The organism is Sphaerimonospora cavernae, assembly GCF_042435035.1.
Lineage (GTDB): Bacteria > Actinomycetota > Actinomycetes > Streptosporangiales > Streptosporangiaceae > Sphaerimonospora > Sphaerimonospora cavernae.
In genome coordinates this window covers 177,694-196,266 of the sequence record NZ_JBHMQT010000057.1, presented here as the reverse complement: position 1 = coordinate 196,266, position 18,573 = coordinate 177,694, and the positions used below count along the sequence as shown (strand labels likewise).

21 protein-coding genes are annotated in these 18,573 nt (G+C 69.6%); 11 read left to right on the top strand and 10 right to left on the bottom strand.

Annotated features, from left to right (window positions below):
- Window positions 1-457 precede the first annotated feature (457 nt).
- The gene (locus ACFHYQ_RS25790; RefSeq protein WP_394303721.1) at window positions 458-1,489 is read left to right on the top strand and encodes a hypothetical protein; all 1,032 of its coding nucleotides are present in this window, start codon (window positions 458-460) and stop codon (window positions 1,487-1,489) included.
- Window positions 1,490-1,504: 15 nt separating this feature from the next.
- Window positions 1,505-2,311, top strand: coding sequence for an alpha/beta hydrolase (locus ACFHYQ_RS25785; RefSeq protein WP_394303720.1), 807 nt, complete (start codon window positions 1,505-1,507; stop codon window positions 2,309-2,311).
- A 4-nt stretch (window positions 2,312-2,315) separates the two neighbouring features.
- Here ACFHYQ_RS25785 and ACFHYQ_RS25780 read toward each other — a convergent pair whose 3' ends face one another.
- Window positions 2,316-2,714: a MarR family winged helix-turn-helix transcriptional regulator gene (locus tag ACFHYQ_RS25780; protein ID WP_394303719.1), complete on the bottom strand. Its 399-nt coding sequence runs from the start codon at window positions 2,712-2,714 to the stop codon at window positions 2,316-2,318.
- 337 nt (window positions 2,715-3,051) lie between these two features.
- Here ACFHYQ_RS25780 and ACFHYQ_RS25775 point away from each other — a divergent pair, with 337 nt between their 5' ends.
- The 6 genes from ACFHYQ_RS25775 (at window position 3,052) to ACFHYQ_RS25750 (ending at window position 7,679) form a co-directional block, all read left to right on the top strand.
- Entirely contained in the window at window positions 3,052-3,177 is a 126-nt protein-coding gene (locus ACFHYQ_RS25775) for a hypothetical protein (RefSeq protein WP_394303718.1), read from the top strand.
- Window positions 3,178-3,639: a MarR family winged helix-turn-helix transcriptional regulator gene (locus tag ACFHYQ_RS25770; protein ID WP_394303717.1), complete on the top strand. Its 462-nt coding sequence runs from the start codon at window positions 3,178-3,180 to the stop codon at window positions 3,637-3,639.
- Between the two features lie 91 nt (window positions 3,640-3,730).
- On the top strand, window positions 3,731-4,717 hold the full coding sequence (locus ACFHYQ_RS25765) for a hypothetical protein (RefSeq protein WP_394303716.1): 987 nt from the start codon (window positions 3,731-3,733) through the stop codon (window positions 4,715-4,717).
- A gap of 126 nt (window positions 4,718-4,843) precedes the next feature.
- Window positions 4,844-6,484 (top strand): acyl-CoA carboxylase subunit beta, encoded by a 1,641-nt coding sequence (locus ACFHYQ_RS25760; RefSeq protein ID WP_394303715.1) that lies wholly within the window; start codon window positions 4,844-4,846, stop codon window positions 6,482-6,484.
- 105 nt (window positions 6,485-6,589) lie between these two features.
- Entirely contained in the window at window positions 6,590-7,159 is a 570-nt protein-coding gene (locus tag ACFHYQ_RS25755; protein WP_394303714.1) for a hypothetical protein, read from the top strand.
- Window positions 7,152-7,679, top strand: a complete 528-nt coding sequence (locus tag ACFHYQ_RS25750; RefSeq protein WP_394303713.1) for a hypothetical protein — start codon at window positions 7,152-7,154, stop codon at window positions 7,677-7,679. The genes ACFHYQ_RS25755 and ACFHYQ_RS25750 overlap by 8 nt, the downstream gene beginning before the upstream one ends.
- Here the strand turns inward: ACFHYQ_RS25750 and ACFHYQ_RS25745 are convergent.
- The 4 genes from ACFHYQ_RS25745 to ACFHYQ_RS25730 all read right to left on the bottom strand — a co-directional run bounded on the left by ACFHYQ_RS25745 (window position 7,610) and on the right by ACFHYQ_RS25730 (window position 9,741).
- Window positions 7,610-8,332 carry an alpha/beta fold hydrolase gene (locus ACFHYQ_RS25745; protein WP_394303712.1) on the bottom strand — a complete coding sequence of 241 codons (723 nt, stop codon included), beginning with the start codon at window positions 8,330-8,332 and terminating at the stop codon, window positions 7,610-7,612. The two genes, ACFHYQ_RS25750 and ACFHYQ_RS25745, sit on opposite strands and share 70 nt — an antisense overlap.
- Window positions 8,333-8,432: 100 nt before the next feature.
- Window positions 8,433-9,191, bottom strand: a complete 759-nt coding sequence (locus tag ACFHYQ_RS25740) for a 4'-phosphopantetheinyl transferase family protein (protein WP_394303711.1) — start codon at window positions 9,189-9,191, stop codon at window positions 8,433-8,435.
- Window positions 9,188-9,472 (bottom strand): hypothetical protein, encoded by a 285-nt coding sequence (locus tag ACFHYQ_RS25735; protein ID WP_394303710.1) that lies wholly within the window; start codon window positions 9,470-9,472, stop codon window positions 9,188-9,190. Before ACFHYQ_RS25735 ends, ACFHYQ_RS25740 begins: the two co-directional genes overlap by 4 nt.
- Window positions 9,473-9,498: 26 nt before the next feature.
- Window positions 9,499-9,741 carry a hypothetical protein gene (locus ACFHYQ_RS25730; protein WP_394303709.1) on the bottom strand — a complete coding sequence of 81 codons (243 nt, stop codon included), beginning with the start codon at window positions 9,739-9,741 and terminating at the stop codon, window positions 9,499-9,501.
- 341 nt (window positions 9,742-10,082) lie between these two features.
- Here ACFHYQ_RS25730 and ACFHYQ_RS25725 point away from each other — a divergent pair, with 341 nt between their 5' ends.
- Window positions 10,083-10,619, top strand: coding sequence for an SPW repeat protein (locus ACFHYQ_RS25725; protein ID WP_394303708.1), 537 nt, complete (start codon window positions 10,083-10,085; stop codon window positions 10,617-10,619).
- Window positions 10,620-10,722: 103 nt separating this feature from the next.
- On the top strand, window positions 10,723-11,634 hold the full coding sequence (locus ACFHYQ_RS25720) for a LysR family transcriptional regulator (RefSeq protein WP_394303707.1): 912 nt from the start codon (window positions 10,723-10,725) through the stop codon (window positions 11,632-11,634).
- Between the two features lie 220 nt (window positions 11,635-11,854).
- Here ACFHYQ_RS25720 and ACFHYQ_RS25715 read toward each other — a convergent pair whose 3' ends face one another.
- Genes ACFHYQ_RS25715 through ACFHYQ_RS25695 form a run of 5 tightly spaced genes read right to left on the bottom strand, consistent with a single transcriptional unit; the run spans window position 11,855 to window position 17,010 of the window.
- Window positions 11,855-12,763 (bottom strand): serine hydrolase, encoded by a 909-nt coding sequence (locus tag ACFHYQ_RS25715; protein ID WP_394303706.1) that lies wholly within the window; start codon window positions 12,761-12,763, stop codon window positions 11,855-11,857.
- A complete protein-coding gene (locus ACFHYQ_RS25710; RefSeq protein WP_394303705.1) occupies window positions 12,760-14,412 on the bottom strand; it encodes an N-acyl-D-amino-acid deacylase family protein in 1,653 nt (550 codons plus the stop codon). Before ACFHYQ_RS25710 ends, ACFHYQ_RS25715 begins: the two co-directional genes overlap by 4 nt.
- Window positions 14,409-15,191: an amino acid ABC transporter ATP-binding protein gene (locus ACFHYQ_RS25705; protein WP_394303704.1), complete on the bottom strand. Its 783-nt coding sequence runs from the start codon at window positions 15,189-15,191 to the stop codon at window positions 14,409-14,411. The genes ACFHYQ_RS25710 and ACFHYQ_RS25705 overlap by 4 nt, the downstream gene beginning before the upstream one ends.
- Complete coding sequence (locus ACFHYQ_RS25700) at window positions 15,188-16,135, bottom strand: amino acid ABC transporter permease (protein ID WP_394303703.1); 948 nt, start codon at window positions 16,133-16,135, stop codon at window positions 15,188-15,190. Before ACFHYQ_RS25700 ends, ACFHYQ_RS25705 begins: the two co-directional genes overlap by 4 nt.
- Complete coding sequence (locus ACFHYQ_RS25695) at window positions 16,126-17,010, bottom strand: ABC transporter substrate-binding protein (RefSeq protein ID WP_394303702.1); 885 nt, start codon at window positions 17,008-17,010, stop codon at window positions 16,126-16,128. Before ACFHYQ_RS25695 ends, ACFHYQ_RS25700 begins: the two co-directional genes overlap by 10 nt.
- Before the next feature lie 859 nt (window positions 17,011-17,869).
- Here ACFHYQ_RS25695 and ACFHYQ_RS25690 point away from each other — a divergent pair.
- Window positions 17,870-18,529, top strand: coding sequence for a hypothetical protein (locus ACFHYQ_RS25690; protein WP_394303701.1), 660 nt, complete (start codon window positions 17,870-17,872; stop codon window positions 18,527-18,529).
- The last annotated feature ends 44 nt before the right edge of the window (window positions 18,530-18,573 follow it).

Sequence of the window (18,573 nt, the reverse complement as noted above, 5' to 3'; positions counted from 1 at the left end):
GCGACTTCAGCTCGCCGTAGGTGGCGCGACCGGTGGGCGTGATCAGCGCGGTGCGGTCGTCGTCGTTGCGGTCCAGGAAATAGGAAGCGATGTTGAACCCGGCTCGATCGAGCCGGCCACCGGCAAATGATTTCAGCCGAGAGTCATCCACGGTCGTCATTTCCAGAACACCTTTTCTCGGGCCGGATTCGTCTCTCTCGCACTGTCCACAATGCTGCTCGCCGCTACCGGGAACCAGATGAACAGGGGGCATCAAGCTGATGGCCGCTGTCAGGTTCCTGTCAATTTCCACCGGGCACCGGCAAGATTTATCGCAACGTGCTGGAAATGCCGTCTCACATTGACGGGGCCCTCGCCGCACGTGCTCTACTGGTGCTGTGTGGAAGCCGGGCTCGCGGCCTTGCCGCCGGCCGTCCCGGGCCCGCCACGGCCCGGGATCCGTGACGAGGAGGGACTGATGGCGACCACCCCGGGTGGCTTTCGGTCCGCGCTCGCGGGTGAGCCCTGGTGGCCGGGGCGGACCGGGGAGATCGCCGAGTGCCTCGGCGGGGGGGTGTACCTCGCGTACGCCGAAGGACCGGCGGCCGGAGCCGCCACCGTCGCGGCCGGCTTCACCCCGGATAACGCGCTGGCCAGGGCGCGGACGCGCGCTGCGGCGCTGGACGCTCTACACGGGATGGCCGGTGGCGCCCCGGCTCCGTCGCCCGGCGCTCGGCGGCTGTCCCTCGCCGATTTCCTGCCGGAGCCGCCCTTCGGCGACACCGGCACGGACGTTCCCGGGGTCGGCCTGCTGAGCCGTGACGGGTATCTTCTGCCCGCCGAGGTCGTCCGCATCGGAGGGCGCGACGGCGGGGTCGAGCCCACTCTCGTCGGGGTGGTGGAGGAGGACATCTGCGCCGCCATCGCGGACGTTCTCGCCCATGACGTGACCATCCGGTGGTGGGAGAGCCCCCGGGTTCCACTTCTGCGGGTCACCGAGCACCTCGGCAGGTTGCTGCCGCGGGGTCTCGCGTCCGCCACGCGACTGCTGGACCTCCGGGTGCCGGCCTACGTGCTCCCCGGCGCCGATTTCCAGATCGGGCTCGTCGGGGTGAGCGGGGAGTGGACGACGGTGGCCGTGGCGGCCGGCCGTACCGTGCGGGACGCGATCGGCGAGGCGTTCCTGCGCGCGATGGTGGCGCGGGCACTGCCGTGGGAAGCGCTGCCGGCGACCGATTTCCTTCGGCGCGTCACTGTCTGGCACCGGGAAGCCGACTACCTGGCCTATTTGGAGCGATGGGCCGTCGACGCCGATCCCGGGACGCTCGACGACTCCGGCCTCTGGGAGAGCGCGCTGGGCTGGCCGGACATTGCCTGCCGCCGGTTCGGGCATGAGCCGATCGCGGTAGGAACGGGCTCGGCCGTGGCGGTGGCGAAGGTGGTCTGCCCGGGTGCGGCCTGTTACCGTACGGCTCCGCCGGGCTTCATTCTGCCCTGCCCCGTCCCCTAGGCGGCTGGCGCGATCATGACGACTGCTTCCCGAGGGCCGCTTCCGGGCGTCTTCACCCGGCCCGCCGCGCCGCCCGACCGGGTCCTGCGTTACGGCCGGCACCCCGACCAGGTTATCGACATCCGGCGGATCACGCGCCGGCCGGACGCCGCCGTCGTCGTCCTGCTGCACGGTGGGTTCTGGCAGGCGAGGTACGACCGGTTGCACATGCGGCCGATGGCGGACGAACTGGCCCGGCGGGGATATGTCGTGTGCGTGCCCGAGTACCGGAGGCTCGGCCAGCCGGGCGGCGGCTATCCGGGCACGTTCGACGACGTGGCGGCGGCCGTCGACGCGGTGCTGGACGACCCGCCGGCTGCCGGGCCGGTCGTCCTCGTCGGGCATTCGGCCGGTGGTCATCTGGCCCTGTGGACGACGATGAGGCATCGGTTGCCGGTCACTTCGCGCTGGCACACGAGGCCGGGGAGCGGGCCGGGGGTGCACGGGTGCGTGGGGCTGGCACCGGTGGCCGATCTCGGCGGTGCGATTGAGGCCGGGGTTGGCGCCGGTGCCTGCCGCGACCTCCTGGGGGGGCGTCTCGGCCTGCTCGCGGAGACGGATCCGGCGCGCCTGCTGCCGTACGGCCCGGGCCCGCTCGCCCTCGTGCACGGTTCGGCGGACAGGCTCGTGCCCATCGAGATCAGTCGCGGTTTCGCGGCACGTGAGCGGTCCGCGAGGCTGGTAGAGCTGAGCGGGGTCGGTCATTTCGGGCTCATCGACCCGCTTTCACCGGCCTGGCCGGCCGTCCTCGCCGTCATCGACTCGATCGCCGGCCCCGTTTAGGCGGTCATGCTCGGTCGCGCCCGTGGACCAGGCGCCACAGGAGCCGGTTGAACTGCTCGCGCTCGTCCGGGGTGAGCGGGCTGAGGAAGTCATCGAGAGCGGCCAGCATCGCGGGTTCCAGCTTGTGACGCAGGAGCGACTGGCCTTCCGCCGTGAGGGCGACCGCGTACTTGCGCCTGTCGTCCGGGTCGCGTGACCGCCGGACCAGCCCGAGCCGTTCCAGGCCGTCGACGACGCTGACCATCGTGGTTCTGTCTATGTCATGAGCGCGCGCGAGTTGCTGCTGCGACTGGGGTCCCAGCGCGTCGACGGCCATGAGCACGACGAAGTCCTTGGACCGCAGCCCGAATGGTTCCATCGCGGACTCGAAAACGCCGCCGAAGAGGTTGTTGGCCTTGCTCATCAATGCACTCGTTGAGGCGGACAGGGACGGCGGGACGGAAAGTTCGGTCCGTGAGGAATCGGTGCTCACCTATGTCCCTTCGATCGGTATATATCGCCTGATGTGCAAGGGTGTCCATATTAAGGATTGCAGGTATATCGCAAGAGTGTCACACGTGTACATTCGGTGACGCAACCACGAGTGGGCGTCGGCGACCGTGGCGCCGACGACGGCAGATCGTCAGGATCACTGATTGACTTGCGCTAGATAATCAGAAATACTGACGAATAGGGCAATTGGGATGACGAGAGCCCGGCCCGACCACGGGTTCCGCGTCGCCCGGTGAGGAGGAGCGCCCATGGCCGTCGGCGGAGTCGCCCCTGACGTCGGGATCACGTGGGACGAGGTCCTGGGCGATGTGATCGCCTCCCTGGAGGTGGAGCCGGGTGCTCAGAGCGACTCCGGTGATGAGCGGGAAGAGTGAATGGGATCAGGACGCGGGCGCGCGGCGGCCACCGGCATGCTGGCCGAAACCACCGGCTGGCTCCTCGCCGACGTGGCGCGCGAGCTCATCCGGCGGATGGAGAAGGCGCTCAGGGCTGAGGGCCTGCGCTGGCGTGAGTACGGCGTGCTCGTCGTCCTTGAGGCCGCCGGTCCGCTCTCCCAGCAGGAACTCGGGCGGCGGCTGGCGATCGACCGATCCACGATGGTGCATGTCATCGATGTGCTGGAGGACCGGGGGCTGGTCGCCCGGGGGCGGGACAGGGTCGACCGCCGCGCCTATTCGATCGAACTGACCGACCTCGGTCGCACGCTTCTCGCGGACGCGTTGCGACCGGTGGCCGACGCCGTCCAGGAACACGTCATCGCCGGGCTGACCGGCGAAGATCGCGCACACCTCAACCGCATTCTTGCGCAGCTCGTCGAGTGTATCGACTGGGCATGATGCGAGAAGATCCAAACTGTCTGTCTACTGATAGTTTGTGATTACGCCTATTCGCATGCCGGTGCAGGTGCGGACTGTTCGGAGGTGTGCCATGGACGTTTCCGTCATCGGTATCTCATCCGAGGCTGCCGACTTATACCGGTACTTCCTCCGCCACCGTGGAGACGGGGTCGGCGACGCCAAGCAGGCACTCGGACTCGACCCCGACATGGTGGAGGCCGCGGTCGAGGAGCTCGAGCGGCTGTCCCTGCTCGACCTGCGGGACCGGCACAAGGTCATGGCGACCGAGCCGCGAATCGGCATCGAACGGCTCGTGGAGAGCCGCCTCAACGAACTGAACGCGGAGATCCGCCGCGTCCTGGCGGCACGCGACGCGATCTCCGTCTTCGCCGAGGACCAGCAGCAGGGCGAGCGTGCGGCCAACGCCCTGGACATCGAGCGGGTGGAGGGCCTGGAACAGGTCCGGCAGCGCCTCGACGACCTGTGCTTCTTCTCCTACAAGGAGACGCTGTGCCTGCATCCGGGCGGACCGCTCTCAAGGGGCGCCATCGAGACCGCGCTCCCGCTCGACACCCGCTCACTGCGGCGCGGCCTGGCGGTGAAGGCGGTCTACCACCCCAGGTCGCTCGAGGATCCGCTGATGGCCGCGTACCTGCGGGACCTGGTGAGCCTGGGTGGTGAGGTGCACATCACGGAGGAGCCGATCGACCGTATGGTGATCTTCGACCGCAGCGTGGCCGTTGTGCCGATCCATCCGAAGGAGAGCTCCAGGGGGGCGCTGCTCGTACGGGAGCCCGGGTTGGTCTCCCAGCTCGTCACCTACTTCGACGGCGTTTGGGGAGCGTCCAAGGACATCAGGGAGTTCACCGAGCCGTCCAAGGAACCTCCGCTGCTGTCAGAGCTCGAGCGGCGGGTCCTGTCGGTGATGGCGACCGCGGGCAAGGACGAGATCGCGGCCCGCGAGATCGACGTGTCCGTACGGACCTACCGTCGCTACGTGGCGGATCTGATGGCTCGGCTGGGGGCGGTCAACCGCTTCCAGGCGGCGCTTCGGGCCAAGGAGGAGAACTGGATCTGACGGTCGGGGCCGGATCACGAGGGCATCGGGCGATCGGGGCGGCGGCAGCGCACGCCCGGAGATGACAGCGCGGACGAGAACGTCTTTGACTGGCAATAGCCCGATCCCGCCGGCGGAGGAGCGCCCATGACGATCACCAGGCCCGATCTCGTCGTGGTGACCGCGCCGACTGCGGCGCGCGAAGACGCGGATCCCGGCGTCGAACCCGCGCACGCGGACCACTCGATGAGCGCGCTGCGCGAGCGGTGCGACGCGCTGCACGACGAAATCGTCGCCGGACAGCGCGGGGCCGTCGACAGACAGCACGCGCTCGGCAAGCTGACGGCACGCGAGCGGCTCGACCTGCTGCTCGACGAGGGGTCGTTCGTCGAGATCGACATGTACCGCCGCCACCAGATCCACGGCCTCGGCATGGAGAAGCGGCGCCCGCACACGGACGGGGTCGTCACCGGATCCGGGACGATCAACGGCCGCCGCGTCTTCGTCTGCGCCCAGGACTTCACCATCTTCGGCGGTTCACTCGGCGAGGCGCACGCACTGAAGATCCAGAAGGTCATGGACCTCGCCGTCTCCACCGGATCCCCGTTCATCGCGATCAACGACAGCGGCGGGGCGCGGATCCAGGAAGGCGTGATGTCCCTCAACGGGTACGGCGGGATCTTCCAGCGCAGCGTCCAGGCGTCCGGGGTGATCCCGCAGATCAGCGTGGTGCTCGGGCCATGCGCCGGGGGAGCCGCCTACTCGACGGCGCTGTCCGACGTGACGTTCATGGTGCACGACACGGCGCAGCTCTACCTCACCGGCCCGGACGTCGTCGAGGCGGTGACCGGCCAGCGCGTCACCCACGCCGAACTCGGCGGCGCGCAGGTGCACGGCACCCGCTCCGGGATCGCCACGTTCGTGCACGACGACGAGGAGAGCTGCCTGAAGGACGTGCGCTATCTCTTGTCGCTGCTGCCGGCCAACAACCTGGAAACACCGCCGCGCCTGCCGGGCAGGGACGCGGCCGCCGATCTGCGTCCCCGGCTGGCCGAGATCGTCCCGGCCGAGCCCAGCAAGCCGTACGACATGCGAGCGGTCATCGGGGAAATCGTGGACGACGGCGAGTTCATGGAGCTGCACGAGGCATGGGCGGCCAACGTGATCTGCGCGCTCGCGAGGATCGACGGCGAGGTGATCGGCCTGGTCGCCAATCAGCCCATGGTCCTGGCCGGTGTCCTGGACGTCGCGGCATCGCAGAAGGCGGCGCGATTCGTCCGGTTCTGCGACGCGTTCAGCATCCCGTTGGTCACCCTGGTCGACGTGCCCGGCTTCCTGCCCGGCACCGACCAGGAGTACGCCGGCATCATCCGCCACGGGGCCAAGCTCCTCTACGCGTACTGCGACGCGACCGTGCCGCGCATCCAGGTCATCCTGCGCAAGGCGTACGGCGGGGCGTACATAGTGATGGATTCGCGCTCCATCGGTGCGGATCTGTCGCTGGCGTGGCCCACCAACGAGATCGCCGTGATGGGCGCCGGGGGAGCCGTCAGCGTGCTTCACCGCAGGGAGTTGGCGGCGGCTCCCGATCCGGACGCCCTGCGGGCCGAACTGGTCGCCGACTACACCCGGCAGCTCATGCACCCGCACCACGCCGCCGAGCGCGGGTTGGTCGACGACGTGATCGACCCCGTGCACACCCGGTCGGCGCTCGCACGGGGGCTGGCGATGCTGCGCGACAAACGGCGACAGCCCGTGCCGCGCAAGCACGGCAACCTGCCCCTTTGAGACGGCCCGTAAGACGGCCCGTGAGACGGCCGGGCAGGCGACGCACACGACCCGGATGCCCCAGGCTTCGACAATGATCAAGTCCGACGATTCGGAGGTCTTCTCATGGCGATCGACACGACCTCGGCGCGCTCCGCCGCGGGCGGGCTGCCGCCCGCACTCAGCGGCCGCTACCACAAGCCGGCGCTCGCGGTGTTCCTCTTCGTAGTCGTGGCCCACTGGGGCGAGCACATCGCCCAGGCGATCCAGGTCTACGTGCTCGGCTGGCCGCTCCCCGAGGCGCTGGGGGTGCTCGGCATCCCGTTCCCGTGGCTCGTCACCTCGGAGTGGATGCACTACGGGTACGCGCTGCTGATGCTGATCGGCCTGATCATGCTGAGAGGCGGCTTCGTCGGGAGGTCGCGACTCTGGTGGAACATTTCGCTGGGCATCCAGGTCTGGCACCACCTGGAGCACCTGCTCCTGCTGCTCCAGGCCATCACGGGTAACAACCTGATGGGGCGGCCCGTCCCGACGAGCCTCATCCAGTTGGTCGCGCCGCGGATGGAGTTGCACCTGTTCTACAACTCGCTCGTCACCGTGCCCATGGTGGTGGCGATGATCATGCATCGCCGTGCCCGTCCGTCCGAGCGCGTGCTGATGCGCTGCGCCTGCGCCGTCCCCGCCCATGTCTGAGACGCGAACCGCGCCGGCGGGCCGTCCCGCAGGCCGCCGGTCTCCCGCGTTCACCGCCGTCCTGACCCTCATCCCCGTCTTCCTGCTGTACCTCACGGTGCCCAACATCGGCCCGGTCGTGCGGGCGGCGCGGGCGGACGGGATCGCCGGCACGTTCACGGCCCGTCGTGTGGACTGCGTACAGCATCCGGGACACGAGTCCTGCACCTGGAGCGGCGACTTCCGGTCCGCCGACGGCGCCGTCCACCGGACGGACATCGCACTGTACGGCGCCGACCGGGACATGCTGCGGGCCGGTCAGGAGACCGCGGCCGTCGACGTGGGCCGGGCGGGCCGGGTCTACGGCCCGGGCGGGTCCATGGAGTGGGTCTTCACCGCGCTGCTGATCCTGGCGGCCCTGGCCATCCTGACCGCACTGTACGGCGGGCCGCTGCGGCGTGCGCTCGCCGGTCATACGCGGGCGGCCACCGCCGTCAGGAGTGACACGAGCCGGTCGGGGGCGGAGACCATCGGCCAGTGACCGGTGTCGAGGCTCTCGAAGGTCCAGCCGGGCTCGGCACGCAACGCCGAGACATCGAGGGATATCTGGCCGCCGAAGTGCTCTTTCTCGCATACCACGTAGGTGGCCCGCAGCGAGGAGAGCGGGCGGGTCAGGGCGGCGGGCTCGGCCACCGTGCGGCCCGGGTGTCCCACGAAGCGCTCGGCGAGCCACCGGGCCTGGCGTAGGGTCAGATCCTGCCCGTCGGCGACCACGGCTGCGTCCGGGGCCGGCCACCGGCCCCGGTTGGCGGCTATGAGCCGCAGGTCGTCGGCGCGGAGGCGCTCGGGGAATGCATGCAGCATCGACCTGCCGTTATGGGGCAGGAAGCCCTCGACGAACACGGTGTGCGCCACGAGGTCGGGCCTCCGGTCGGCCACCTGACCGCCCACGATGCCGGAGTAGCTGTGCGCCACCAGGATGACCCGGCCCTGGTCCACCGTCTCCAGAACCGAAAGCACGTCATCGATGTGGGTGTCGAGGCCGATCTTCGAAACGTCCTCGTCAGGGCTGTCCAGTCCGGACAGCGTGACCGGCCGTGCATCGTACCCCTGCCGGCGCAGACCGAGGGCGACAGGCTCCCACACCCAGGCGCCGGTCCAGGGTCCCGGAATCAGGACGAACGTCGTGTCCACTTAAGGTCAATCCTCTCTTCTGAACGAGGATGACGCCGAAGGCTCGGGAGACTCTCCCTCAGCCATTCAGCGACCTCCCGCCGGGTCTCGTCAACATCCGTCACGCGGCGGAGGCCGCCGACGCGATCGGGACCTGGACCAGGTCCGTCGAGTGCGACTCCGACACGGTGATCAGGTGGTCCCGCGCGAGGACCGCGATCGCGCCGGCATAACCGGCTCCGGCATCGATGGCGGCGATCGGTACGTCCTCAGGAGCGATGTCCAGCGGCCAGCGCACCAGAGCCGGCCTCTCGTCCGGCCCGCTCACCTCGACATGATCCGGCGGGACGCGCAGCCCGTGTCCGGTGGCCTTGAGCACGGCCTCTTTGCGCACCCACAGGCGGGCGAAGGCGGCGCGGCGCTCACTTTCGGGCACGGCACGCAGGGCCGGCAGCTCCGCCGGTGAGAGCGCGCATCGGGCGAGCGCGTCGACCGGGCCCGATGGCACCGCCTCGACGTCCACTCCAAGGGGACCCACGGTTGTCACGGCCACCACCACGCGGTTCCCCGAGTGGGAGACGGACACATGCAGGGGCTCTTCGCCGGTGCGGATGTGGGGCTTTCCGTGGGCCTTGCCGCAGCCCGAGCACCACCGGTCGACCTCGACGCGCTCCGGGGAGACGCCGAGTTCGGCGCCGGCCACCATGCGCAGGAGCCACGCCCCCGTCAGGAACCGGCGACGGTCCTGCTCCCGGTGGAACCGCGACGCTCGTCGCAGCTCAGGCCCGTTCAGCACGCTCATCATGGCTTCGATTGGCTGGTGCCGGGGATCGGCCCACCACACCCGGCACTCTCCTGTCCGCTGGATGACGGGGATCATGAGGTCTTCCCCTTCTCTCGGGGGTCGGCGACGAGGGTGTGGCAGGTCGCCAACCGCCAGCCGCTGACTTCCGGACTGTTGAGGATCTCGGTCACTCTGGCGCGGATATCCGCTTCGCTTGTTTCCTCGTCGCTGTGCACTCGGATAATGATTTCTCCCCGGGCGCGAAGGAGGTCCTTGTGCCATCTCCGGGGTAGTAACGCCATTATCCGAACGCCGTCGACCGGTGAATCCGTCGGTGTTTCCCCGGCGGCCCGGCGCATCGTCAACTCGACCAGCATCGGTCATCGCCTTCGCAGATCCGGCTCTAGTCCCAGGTCGTGCCGTTGGCGACCACCGGGGGGGCGTCCCAGGTCGTGCCGTCCGTGGTCCCGTCGGCGTCCCAGGTCGTGCCGGCGGCGACCACCGAGGGGGCGTCCCACGTGGTGCCGCCCGTGGCGGAGGTGTACGCGCCCGCGGCGACGGCGCATACGACAGCGCCGGAGACGAGCGCGGCCGAAAACTTGGCGAAACGGCCGGAGATCGGGGTGGAGGAGATCTGGACGCTCATTTCATTTCTCATTTCCTGGAGGTGTGGTCTTTCTCTCGCACAACCAACTCTGCGCTTTCCACAGCCTCAGAACCAGGCAATCCGGCAGCAGCATGCTGTCTCGCCGTTACAGCATCCTGTCAGCGCTCACCGCGCATTGAGCGGCACGGCGCGGGGAGGTGCCCCACGTAGCGGCTCACCGGCCCCGGCAGTGCCCGGCCGGACGCGGCGTCGGCGCATCGCAGACTTTTCCGTCACCAGACCAATAAAAGACGCATTTATTGGAAATTACGGAGAATGAGGAGACCGGGGCGGGTAGGTCGGCCATTGTTCGTCCAAACCAGCAGGAAGGCGGTACGGACATGGTTCGACCCACTGGCTTAGAGCACCATCCCGATCTCGCGGAACTTCGCCAGACATACGACCGGGTGGGGTCGACGACCCCGGCTCAGATCGTCGACGGGCTCACCTTCCTGAGCGGGCTGTACCTGGCTCTCTCACCCTGGATCGTGGGGTTCCAGCGCTTCTCGGGGCTCGCCGTCAGCAACCTGATCGTCGGGCTGTCGGTCGCCGCCCTCGCGCTCGCCTGCGCGTCGGCCTTCGGCCGTACCTACGGCATCAGCTGGCTGCTGCCGCTCCTCGGCATCTGGACCCTCGTCTCGCCCTGGCTGGTGAGGGGAGGCCGTACTCTCACGCCCGGCACGACGCCGGGGATGCCGGGAACCCCGGGACTGCCCGGGAGGGCCGCCTCGGCACTCACGGCAGGGACGATCTGGAACAACGTGGCGACCGGAGTCATCATCCTGCTGCTCGGCGCCGCGGCGCTGGCGATGGCCCTCGCGTTCCGCGGCGGCCAGGGACGCGGCGAGCGCGCCGGCCACCGGCCCGGAAGCTGGTAGGACCCGGTCCACCGGAAAGGTCACCGGAAACCGGTCGCGAACCGGGAGAAATTGACAGGAACCCCCGGCATCGGTTGCTCTGACTCGCACCGATACTGAGTGCATGCTCAGCAGCCACCGCCTGAAGGTGCTTCTCGAGGTCTTCAGGGCCGGGAGCATCGCCGGAGCCGCCCGTAGCCTGCGGCTGTCGCCCTCCGCCGTCTCCCATCAGCTCTCCCGGTTGGAGGAGGAGGCCGGGGTGGGGCTGGTGGAACGGTCAGCCCACAGCCTCCGGCTCACGGCGGCCGGCCGCCGGCTGGCCACCCGCGCCCAAGAGGTGCTCGACCTCATCGAGGTCGCCGAGAAGGACCTGCTGGCCCAGGCGCGGGCGGACGCCGGGCAGCTGCGGATCGGTTTCTTCGGCTCCGCGGGCTACCGGCTCCTGCCGATGGCACTGTCCAGCTTCACCACGAGACATCCCGCCGTGGAGCTCGACCTGGTGCTGGGTCAGCCGCACGAACTCCTCCCCGACGTGGAGCGAGGCGCGCTCGACGTGTTGGTCGTCTTCGAACATGCGCTCGATCCGTGGGAGCCGCCGGACGGGGTGGAGGTGACCCACCTGTTCGACGAGCCGCAACTGCTCGTCATGCCGCTCGGCCATCCGGCGGGCCAGCACGCCAGGGTGCGTCTCGCCGATCTGGCCGACGAACCGTGGATCACGACCTTCGGCACGGACACTCCGGTGTCCGTGCTCGAACGGGCGAGCGCGCTGGAGGGCTTCAGCCCCGCCATCCGCTGCCGCAGCGACCATTACGAGGTGACGCTCGGACTGGTCCGGGCGGGGCTGGGTGTCGCGCTCGTGCCCAGCCTTGGCACACACGGCGCGGCAGGCGTACGGATCTGCCAGGTCGACGGGCCGCGGCTCTATCGGCGGATCGGTGCGGCGGCGCGCCCCACCAACCCCAATCCCGCGCTCCGGTCGTTCATCGGTTATCTGCGCGACGCCGCTGCCCGGCTGCGCGTCGGCAGCCGCTGACCCTGATAGTAGCCCGTGATCTTGCGAATACTCGCACATCGAGCCGTGAGCAGGGATTTCACGTTCGTGATCTTGTAGTTTCTCGCACGCCCACCCTCTGAGCGGCGAAAACGCTGTCCATGATCTTGCATTCGCGACTGCAAGATCAGCTAACGCATAGGCGCAGGTCGGAAGGTCTGTCTGCAAGTATCTGCAAGATCACCAAATTGATTTCTGCAGTTCAGGAGGACGGTCTGCGAGAATTCGCAAGATCACGGGACAGGGTCTGGTGGACGGCGGCGGCGATGGCGAGGCCGGCCTGACGGATCGCCCGTACGAGGGCGTGCTCACTGCCCGCCCGGCCGTGTGCCAGCACCGCGTAGCCCGTGCGGCGGGCCCCGACGAGCACCCCCACGTCCGCCCGGGTTCCCGTGTCCGTACCGGTCTTGTTCGCCACCCAGACCATCGGGTACGGCATGGCCCCAGCCGGGATCCGCCGGTCCTCCGCGTCGTGCGGGAGCAGCGCGGGCACCAGGCTCCGGTCGGTGTTGTGCGCCATCCAGCCGATCATCAGCCGATGCCAGGACTCGCCCGCGCCGGGAGAGCCTGCCAGAGATCCGGCCAGGGAGTGCGCCAGCGCGGCGAGTTCGCGTGCCGTGCCGGTCGCGAAGGTCGGCGGGTGCTCGGGCAGCCGGGGCTCGCGGATGCGGTCGTGGATCCGCGTCCTGGACAGCCCGAGTGCGCCGGCCACGGCGTCCACCCGGTCCGGGCCGAGCCGCCGCAGCAGCGCGTTCGTCGCGGTGTTGTCGCTCACCGACGCGGTGAGCAGGGTAAGGTCGGCGATCGTCCACCGCCGGGCCGACAGCGCGGTCAACAGCCCGGATCCCGCCGCGTAGTCGTCCTCCAGCAGGTCGAGCGGCTCGTCGGGGTCGAGCTCGCCGTCCGTCACGCCGCGCGCGACCGCGGCGAGCAGCAGAAGCTTGCCGGTGCTGGCCAGCGGCAGCTCCACATCCTCGTTCACCCCGGCCACCCTGCCTGTCCCGCCCACCTCGGAAACGCACACGGCCAGCGTGCCCGGGCAGCCGGCCGCCAGCGCGGCCAGCCGGCCCGGCAGATCGCCGCCGTCACACATGTCGGGCAGACCGCTCACGGGGTCAGCACCGTACCGGGCCGGGCGTCGGTCTCCTCGCCGTCGCGGACCACCACGGCCCCGCCGACGATCACAGCCGCGACGCCGGCGGGCGGCAGCAGCGGCTCGGCGAACGTCGCCCGGTCGGTCACCGTCGCCGGGTCGAACACCACCAGGTCGGCGTGCGCGCCGTCGCGGATCACCCCCCGCCCGGCCAGGCCGAACCGCACCGCCGTCATCCTCGTCATCTTGTGCACCGCCTCCTCCAGCGACAGCAGGCCCAGCTCGCGCACGTAGCGGCCGAGCACCCGCGGGAACGTGCCCGCCCAGCGCGGATGCGGCCGGCCGCCCGGCTTGGGCACCCCGTCCGAGCCGATCATCGCGTACGGCGCGGCCAGCACCCGCCGGACATCCTCCTCGACCATGGAATGACTGATGATCGTCACCTCGCCGCGCTCGGCGACGAGCAGGTCGGCGGCCACGTCCAGGGGGTCGGCCGCCGCCGCGGCGGCGAGCTCGGCGATCGTCCTGCCCTCCGTCTCCGGGTGGCGTGGCGCGCACGCCACCGAGATCCGGTCCCAGCCGCCGTTGCCGACCGTGTTCTCCCATCCGGCCACGCCCTCGGCGATCGCCCGCCGCATCCGGTCGCGCGCCGCGGGGTCGCCGAGCCGGGCCGTGAGCGCGGCGAGGCCGCCGTCGTTGGCCCAGGGCGGCAGCATCGCGGCCAGCGCCGTACTGCCCGCCGTGTAGGGATAGACGTCGCACGTCACGTCCATGCCGCCGGTCCGCAGCTCCGCGATGCGCGGCAGGGTCCGAGCCGTACGGCCCCACGCGTAGCGGCCGGCCGTCTTGTGGTGCGAGACGTGCAGCGGCGCACCGCTGCGGCGGGAGATCTCCACGGCCTCCTCCAGCGCCTCCTCGACCCGCGACATCTCGTCACGCAGATGCGTCACGTACGGCTTGCCGTGCCTGGCCGCCACGGCGGCCAGCGCGACCAGCTCCTCGGTGTCCGCGTACGTCCCGGGGGCGTAGATCAGCCCGCTGGACAGCCCGGCCGCACCCTGGGAGAGGGACCGGTCGAGCAGCTCGCACATCGTGCGCAGCTCGGCGGCCGACACCGGCCGGTCCACCGGGCCGACCACCCCGGCGCGCAGCGTGCCGTGCCCCACCAGCGAGGCGAGATGGTTGACCCTCGGCACGGCGGCGTGGGCGGCGGCGAAGCCGGTGAAGTCCGGGTAGGCGCCGACGTCGCCGCCGAAGGAGATCGCGGCCTCGGCCCGCATCGCATCGAGGCGCTCCGGCAGCGCGGGAAACAGGCTGGAGCCGCAGTTTCCGCAGATCTCGGTGGTCACGCCCTGCAGCACCGACGCCCGCACCAGTTCCCGGTCACGGCCGCCGTCTCCACCGTCTCCGCCGTCTCCACCGTCTCCACCGTCTCCGCCGTCTTTGCGGAGGACGGCGACGCCGTCGGAGTGGGTGTGCGCGTCGATGAAGCCGGGCGCGACGACGAGCCCGCGGGCGTCGACGACCCGGGCCGCCTCCACCCGGGATCCCGGGGGCAGCACCGTCAACCGCCCGGCGCCCGCCGCCACATCCGCCGGTCTCGCCGGCCGGGCCGTACCATCGACGAGCAGGCCGCCGCTGATCAGCAGGTCGAATCGGCGGCTCACAGGACCTGCCCGAGGAAGGCGCGCAGCCGGTCGTGCCGTGGCGCGGCGAGCACCTCGCGCGGATGCCCACGCTCGACGATCACACCGTCGTCGACGAACACGAGCTGGTCGCCGACCTCGCGGGCGAAGCCCATCTCGTGCGTCACCACCATCATCGTCATGCCGCTCGCCGCGAGGTCGCGCATCACGGCGAGCACCTCCTGGACCAGCTCCGGGTCGAGGGCGCTGGTCGGCTCGTCGAACAGCATCAGCTTGGGCCGCATGGCCAGGCTGCGGGCGATGGCCACCCGCTGCTGCTGCCCGCCGGACAGCTGGGCGGGGTAGTGGCCGGCCCGGTCGGCCAGGCCGACCCGCTCCAGCAGCTCGGCGGCCTCGCGCCTGGCCCGCGCAGCCGGCGTGCCGAGCACGGTGACCGGGCCCTCCATCACGTTCTCCAGCGCCGTGCGGTGCGGGAACAGGTGGAAGCGCTGGAAGACCATGCCGATGCCGCGTCGCTGCCGCGACAGCTCGGCCGGGCGCAACGCGTGCAGCCGCCCGCCGCGCTCGGCGTAGCCCATCAGCTCACCGTCCACCCAGATCCGGCCGGAGTCCGGCGTCTCCAGCCGATTCACGCAGCGCAGCAGGGTGGACTTGCCGGAGCCGGACGGGCCGACCACGCAGACCACCTCGCCCGCCGGGACGTCCAGGCTGATGCCCTTGAGCACCTCGACGGCGCCGAACCGCTTGCGCACCGCGCGCATCCGCACCATGAGGCGGCCAGAAGCATCCGGCTCGTTCATGCGGACTCCTTCGCGAACGGGCGCAGATTGCGGCGCACCCGCGTCGACAGCCGGGCGTGGCCGCGCTCGAAGCGCTTCTCGATGAAGTGCTGGCCCACGCTGGCGACCGTGGTGAGCACCATGTACCAGATCGACGCCACGATGAGCATCGCGATGACCTCGAAGTTGCCGAGGTAGATGCGCTGGGCGACGGTCAGCAGCTCGGCCCCGGCGATCACCGAGACCATCGAGGTGGTCTTCAGCATCGAGATGAACTGGTTACCGGTCGGCGGGATGATCACCCGCATGGCCTGCGGCAGCACCACGCGGCGCAGCACCTGCCGGTGCGACATGCCGAGCGACTCGGCCGCCTCGCGCTGCCCGGGGTCCACCGACCTGATGCCCGCACGCACGATCTCGGCCATGTAGGCGCCCTCGTTGATGGCCAGGCCGAGCAGCGCGGCCGTGAACGGCGTGATCACCTCGTTGGCCTGCCACTCGATCAGCTTCGGGCCGTCGAACGGCACGCCGATGCCGAAGCTCGGGAAGACCAGACCGATGTTGAACCAGAAGATCAGCTGGACCAGCAGCGGCGTGCCGCGGAAGAACCAGGTGTAGAGCGCCGAGGTGGCGCGCAGCACCGGACTGTCGGACAGCTGCATCACCGCGGCCAGCACGCCCAGCACCAGGCCGATGACCATGGACAGCACGGTGAGCTGGATCGTCACCCACAGGCCGCCGAGGATCCTGCCGTCCTCGAGGTAGCCGACGATGACGTCCCAGTGCAGGTTCTCGTTGACGATGATCGTGTACGCCAGCCAGGCCAGGAAGGCGATGGCGGCCGCCGCCGCGAGCCACCGGCCGGGCCGCGGCGGACGCACCGCGTCGACCGGCAGCTCGGGGTCGACCGGTGGCTCGACGGCGTCGCCCGGTTCCGCTGCGGCCCGATCCGGGGTCACTTCCACGGCTGGGTGTTGACGAGAACGCCCGGCACCCCGTTGGCGGCCACGCCGTACTTGTCGAGCACGGCCTTGTAGCCGCCGTCGGCCTGCAGCTCCTCCATGGCCTTGGCCACGGCGTCGCGGAGCCCGGTGGCACGCTTGTCGATCGCGATGCCCCACGGCCCGGCGTCGTACTGCTCGGGCAGGACGTCGTACTTGCCGGTGTCGTTGGCGTACATGACGGCGACGGGGGAGTCGACGATCGTGGCCACCGCCCGGCCGGAGTCAAGCGAGAGCAGGCCGGTGGGCGCGTCCTCACTCTGCATGATCTTCATCTTGGCGGTGCACTTCTCGTTCTGCCGCTCGCCGATCGCGAGGTTGGAGGTGCCCTTGGCCAGGACCACGCTCTTGCCGCAGAGGTCGTCGAGCGACTTGATGCCCTCCGGGTTGCCCTTCTTGACCATGATCGAGCCGCCGGCGTTGAAGTAGTCGACGAAGTCGACCGCCGCGCGCCGCTCCTCGGTGTCGCTCATCGAGGACAGCACGACGTCCCAGCGGCCGCTCTGCAGACCCGGGATGAGCCCGTCGAAGGCGGCGTTGGTGATCGTGAACTTGAGCCCGAGCTTGGCCGCGATGGCCGCCCCGAGATCGGGGTCGACGCCGGTGAGTTCCTGGGTGCCCTCCTTGTACATCTCCATGGGCGGGTAGCCCTCGGAGGTGGCCACCCGAAGCTCCCCGGTCTCGCGTACGGCCTCCGGAACGAGATCCTTCGCCGTCTTGCCCGCCGCGGCCGCAGCACCCTCGCCCGCGGTGGTTTCCGACGACGACCGCCCGCAGCCGCCGGCGAGCGCCGTCACCACCAGCGCGCCGACGATGGCCGTGAATAGGCGATTTGTCATGAAACCTCCTCTTATGAACGATTGAGATTATGCTGGTCTGCGGAGGTCAAGTGCCAAAGCGTTGTGACAGCTTGCGGGCCTGAGCATCGAAACCTTCGACGCTCAGGGCGGGTGAGCGCGGACGACGGCGGCGCACGGACCCCCCACCCCCAACCCCCCACCGTGATCTTGCGAATACTCGCACGCATGGCTGCTGACCTGCGTGTTTGTTATTCGTGATCTTGCAGAAACTCGCACGCATGCCCCTTGGTCAGGGGAAACGCCTTCCGTGATCTTGCACTGCGAGATCACGGAAGGTTGAGGCGCAGGTCAGCCGTGTCGTGTGCGAGTTTCTGCAAGATCACGAACGCGTGAGTGCAGGTCACGGCGTCGCCTGCGAGTATTCGCAAGATCACGCGATGGGGTTCGGGTTGGGTCGCGTCGATCCCGCTCTCCCTTATCGTGAACTGCCTTCTTCGCTGACCTCTGTCGTCCGCGGCGGCGGCTTCACTCTGTCCGGGCCGGGAACGCTCCGGGGCCGGTTGCCACGCGCAACCCCAGCCTCCCCTTCCGGCCAAGAGTCCAGAAAGAGCAGACGGCGGGATCTTTGGGACGCACTTTCGGTAAGTCAGATCCTCGAATGCCACGGGAAACACTTGCGCAAAGAGGGCTGGACGAGTTCCGACAGCACGATTGAGGATCGGAATATGGCCGCTCGGGTGTGCTTGTCACCCGAGAAAATTCACCCCCTTTTCCCAATCAGTCATTTTCGCCGTACGGCGAGACAGGGACGGGGTGAAATCGTGCTCGGCCATTTCGCGGTCCAGGAAAACCTGGAGGCCTGACCTGCCTAAGCCCGATCCGGGCCAAAGGAGGGAACATGCATCGGAAATCCAGACGACTCGTACTAGTGGCTCTGTGCGCCTCGACGCTGACCACCGGTGGCGTCGCGCTGATGAGCGGCCCCGCCATGGCCGCCACCGCCGGCGCGACCCTGGCGCCGAGCGCCGCGTACGGCATCGCGACGGCCGCTACGTGGGATGACGGCTGCGCCGGACTCTCCGAGTCGTCTTACACGACTTCCGAGGTCGCGCTGCCGCTCGCCGCACCCGAACTGTCCACGGTCTCCATGCCGGTCATCGCGCAGCCGGTGATCGCGCAGCCGGTGATCGCGCAGCCGGTCCTGGCGGAGCCGATGAGGGTCTCGGTGAGCGTTCGCCCCGAGTTCGCGGCCCCGCGTTACTACCGGAGCGAGCGGTTCGTGAGCGAGCCGATCTCCTACCGGTACCGCGGCGCACGGTTCGTGAGTGAACTCGAACCGGTCGGGTTCCAGTCGGAGCTCAGCGCGATGACGTCGCGCGCCGAACGGCGCATCGAAGCGGCGACGAGCCGGGGGGAGGCCCGCATCGAGCAACGCGCGGATGTGGCCGAGGCACGAATCAAGCGTACGGAGAGGAAGGCCGAGCGGCGCCTCATCCGCAAGGAGCGCAAGCTCGAACGCCGTCTGGCGCGAGCCGCCTGGCGCCACCTCGACCCGTGAGCCGAGGACCCGTGAGCCGAGGACCCGTGAGCCGAGGACCCGTG

Bases quoted from the DNA above. Each gene is read 5' to 3' on its own strand.
- ACFHYQ_RS25790 (WP_394303721.1), top strand. From the start codon at position 458: ATGGCGACCACCCCGGGTGGCTTTCGGTCCGCGCTCGCGGGTGAGCCC.
- ACFHYQ_RS25785 (WP_394303720.1), top strand. From the start codon at position 1,505: ATGACGACTGCTTCCCGAGGGCCGCTTCCGGGCGTCTTCACCCGGCCC.
- ACFHYQ_RS25780 (WP_394303719.1), bottom strand. From the start codon at position 2,714: ATGAGCAAGGCCAACAACCTCTTCGGCGGCGTTTTCGAGTCCGCGATG.
- ACFHYQ_RS25775 (WP_394303718.1), top strand. From the start codon at position 3,052: ATGGCCGTCGGCGGAGTCGCCCCTGACGTCGGGATCACGTGGGACGAG.
- ACFHYQ_RS25770 (WP_394303717.1), top strand. From the start codon at position 3,178: ATGGGATCAGGACGCGGGCGCGCGGCGGCCACCGGCATGCTGGCCGAA.
- ACFHYQ_RS25765 (WP_394303716.1), top strand. From the start codon at position 3,731: ATGGACGTTTCCGTCATCGGTATCTCATCCGAGGCTGCCGACTTATAC.
- ACFHYQ_RS25760 (WP_394303715.1), top strand. From the start codon at position 4,844: ATGACGATCACCAGGCCCGATCTCGTCGTGGTGACCGCGCCGACTGCG.
- ACFHYQ_RS25755 (WP_394303714.1), top strand. From the start codon at position 6,590: ATGGCGATCGACACGACCTCGGCGCGCTCCGCCGCGGGCGGGCTGCCG.
- ACFHYQ_RS25750 (WP_394303713.1), top strand. From the start codon at position 7,152: ATGTCTGAGACGCGAACCGCGCCGGCGGGCCGTCCCGCAGGCCGCCGG.
- ACFHYQ_RS25740 (WP_394303711.1), bottom strand. From the start codon at position 9,191: ATGATCCCCGTCATCCAGCGGACAGGAGAGTGCCGGGTGTGGTGGGCC.
- ACFHYQ_RS25735 (WP_394303710.1), bottom strand. From the start codon at position 9,472: ATGCTGGTCGAGTTGACGATGCGCCGGGCCGCCGGGGAAACACCGACG.
- ACFHYQ_RS25730 (WP_394303709.1), bottom strand. From the start codon at position 9,741: ATGAGCGTCCAGATCTCCTCCACCCCGATCTCCGGCCGTTTCGCCAAG.
- ACFHYQ_RS25725 (WP_394303708.1), top strand. From the start codon at position 10,083: ATGGTTCGACCCACTGGCTTAGAGCACCATCCCGATCTCGCGGAACTT.
- ACFHYQ_RS25720 (WP_394303707.1), top strand. From the start codon at position 10,723: ATGCTCAGCAGCCACCGCCTGAAGGTGCTTCTCGAGGTCTTCAGGGCC.
- ACFHYQ_RS25705 (WP_394303704.1), bottom strand. From the start codon at position 15,191: ATGAACGAGCCGGATGCTTCTGGCCGCCTCATGGTGCGGATGCGCGCG.
- ACFHYQ_RS25695 (WP_394303702.1), bottom strand. From the start codon at position 17,010: ATGACAAATCGCCTATTCACGGCCATCGTCGGCGCGCTGGTGGTGACG.
- ACFHYQ_RS25690 (WP_394303701.1), top strand. From the start codon at position 17,870: ATGCATCGGAAATCCAGACGACTCGTACTAGTGGCTCTGTGCGCCTCG.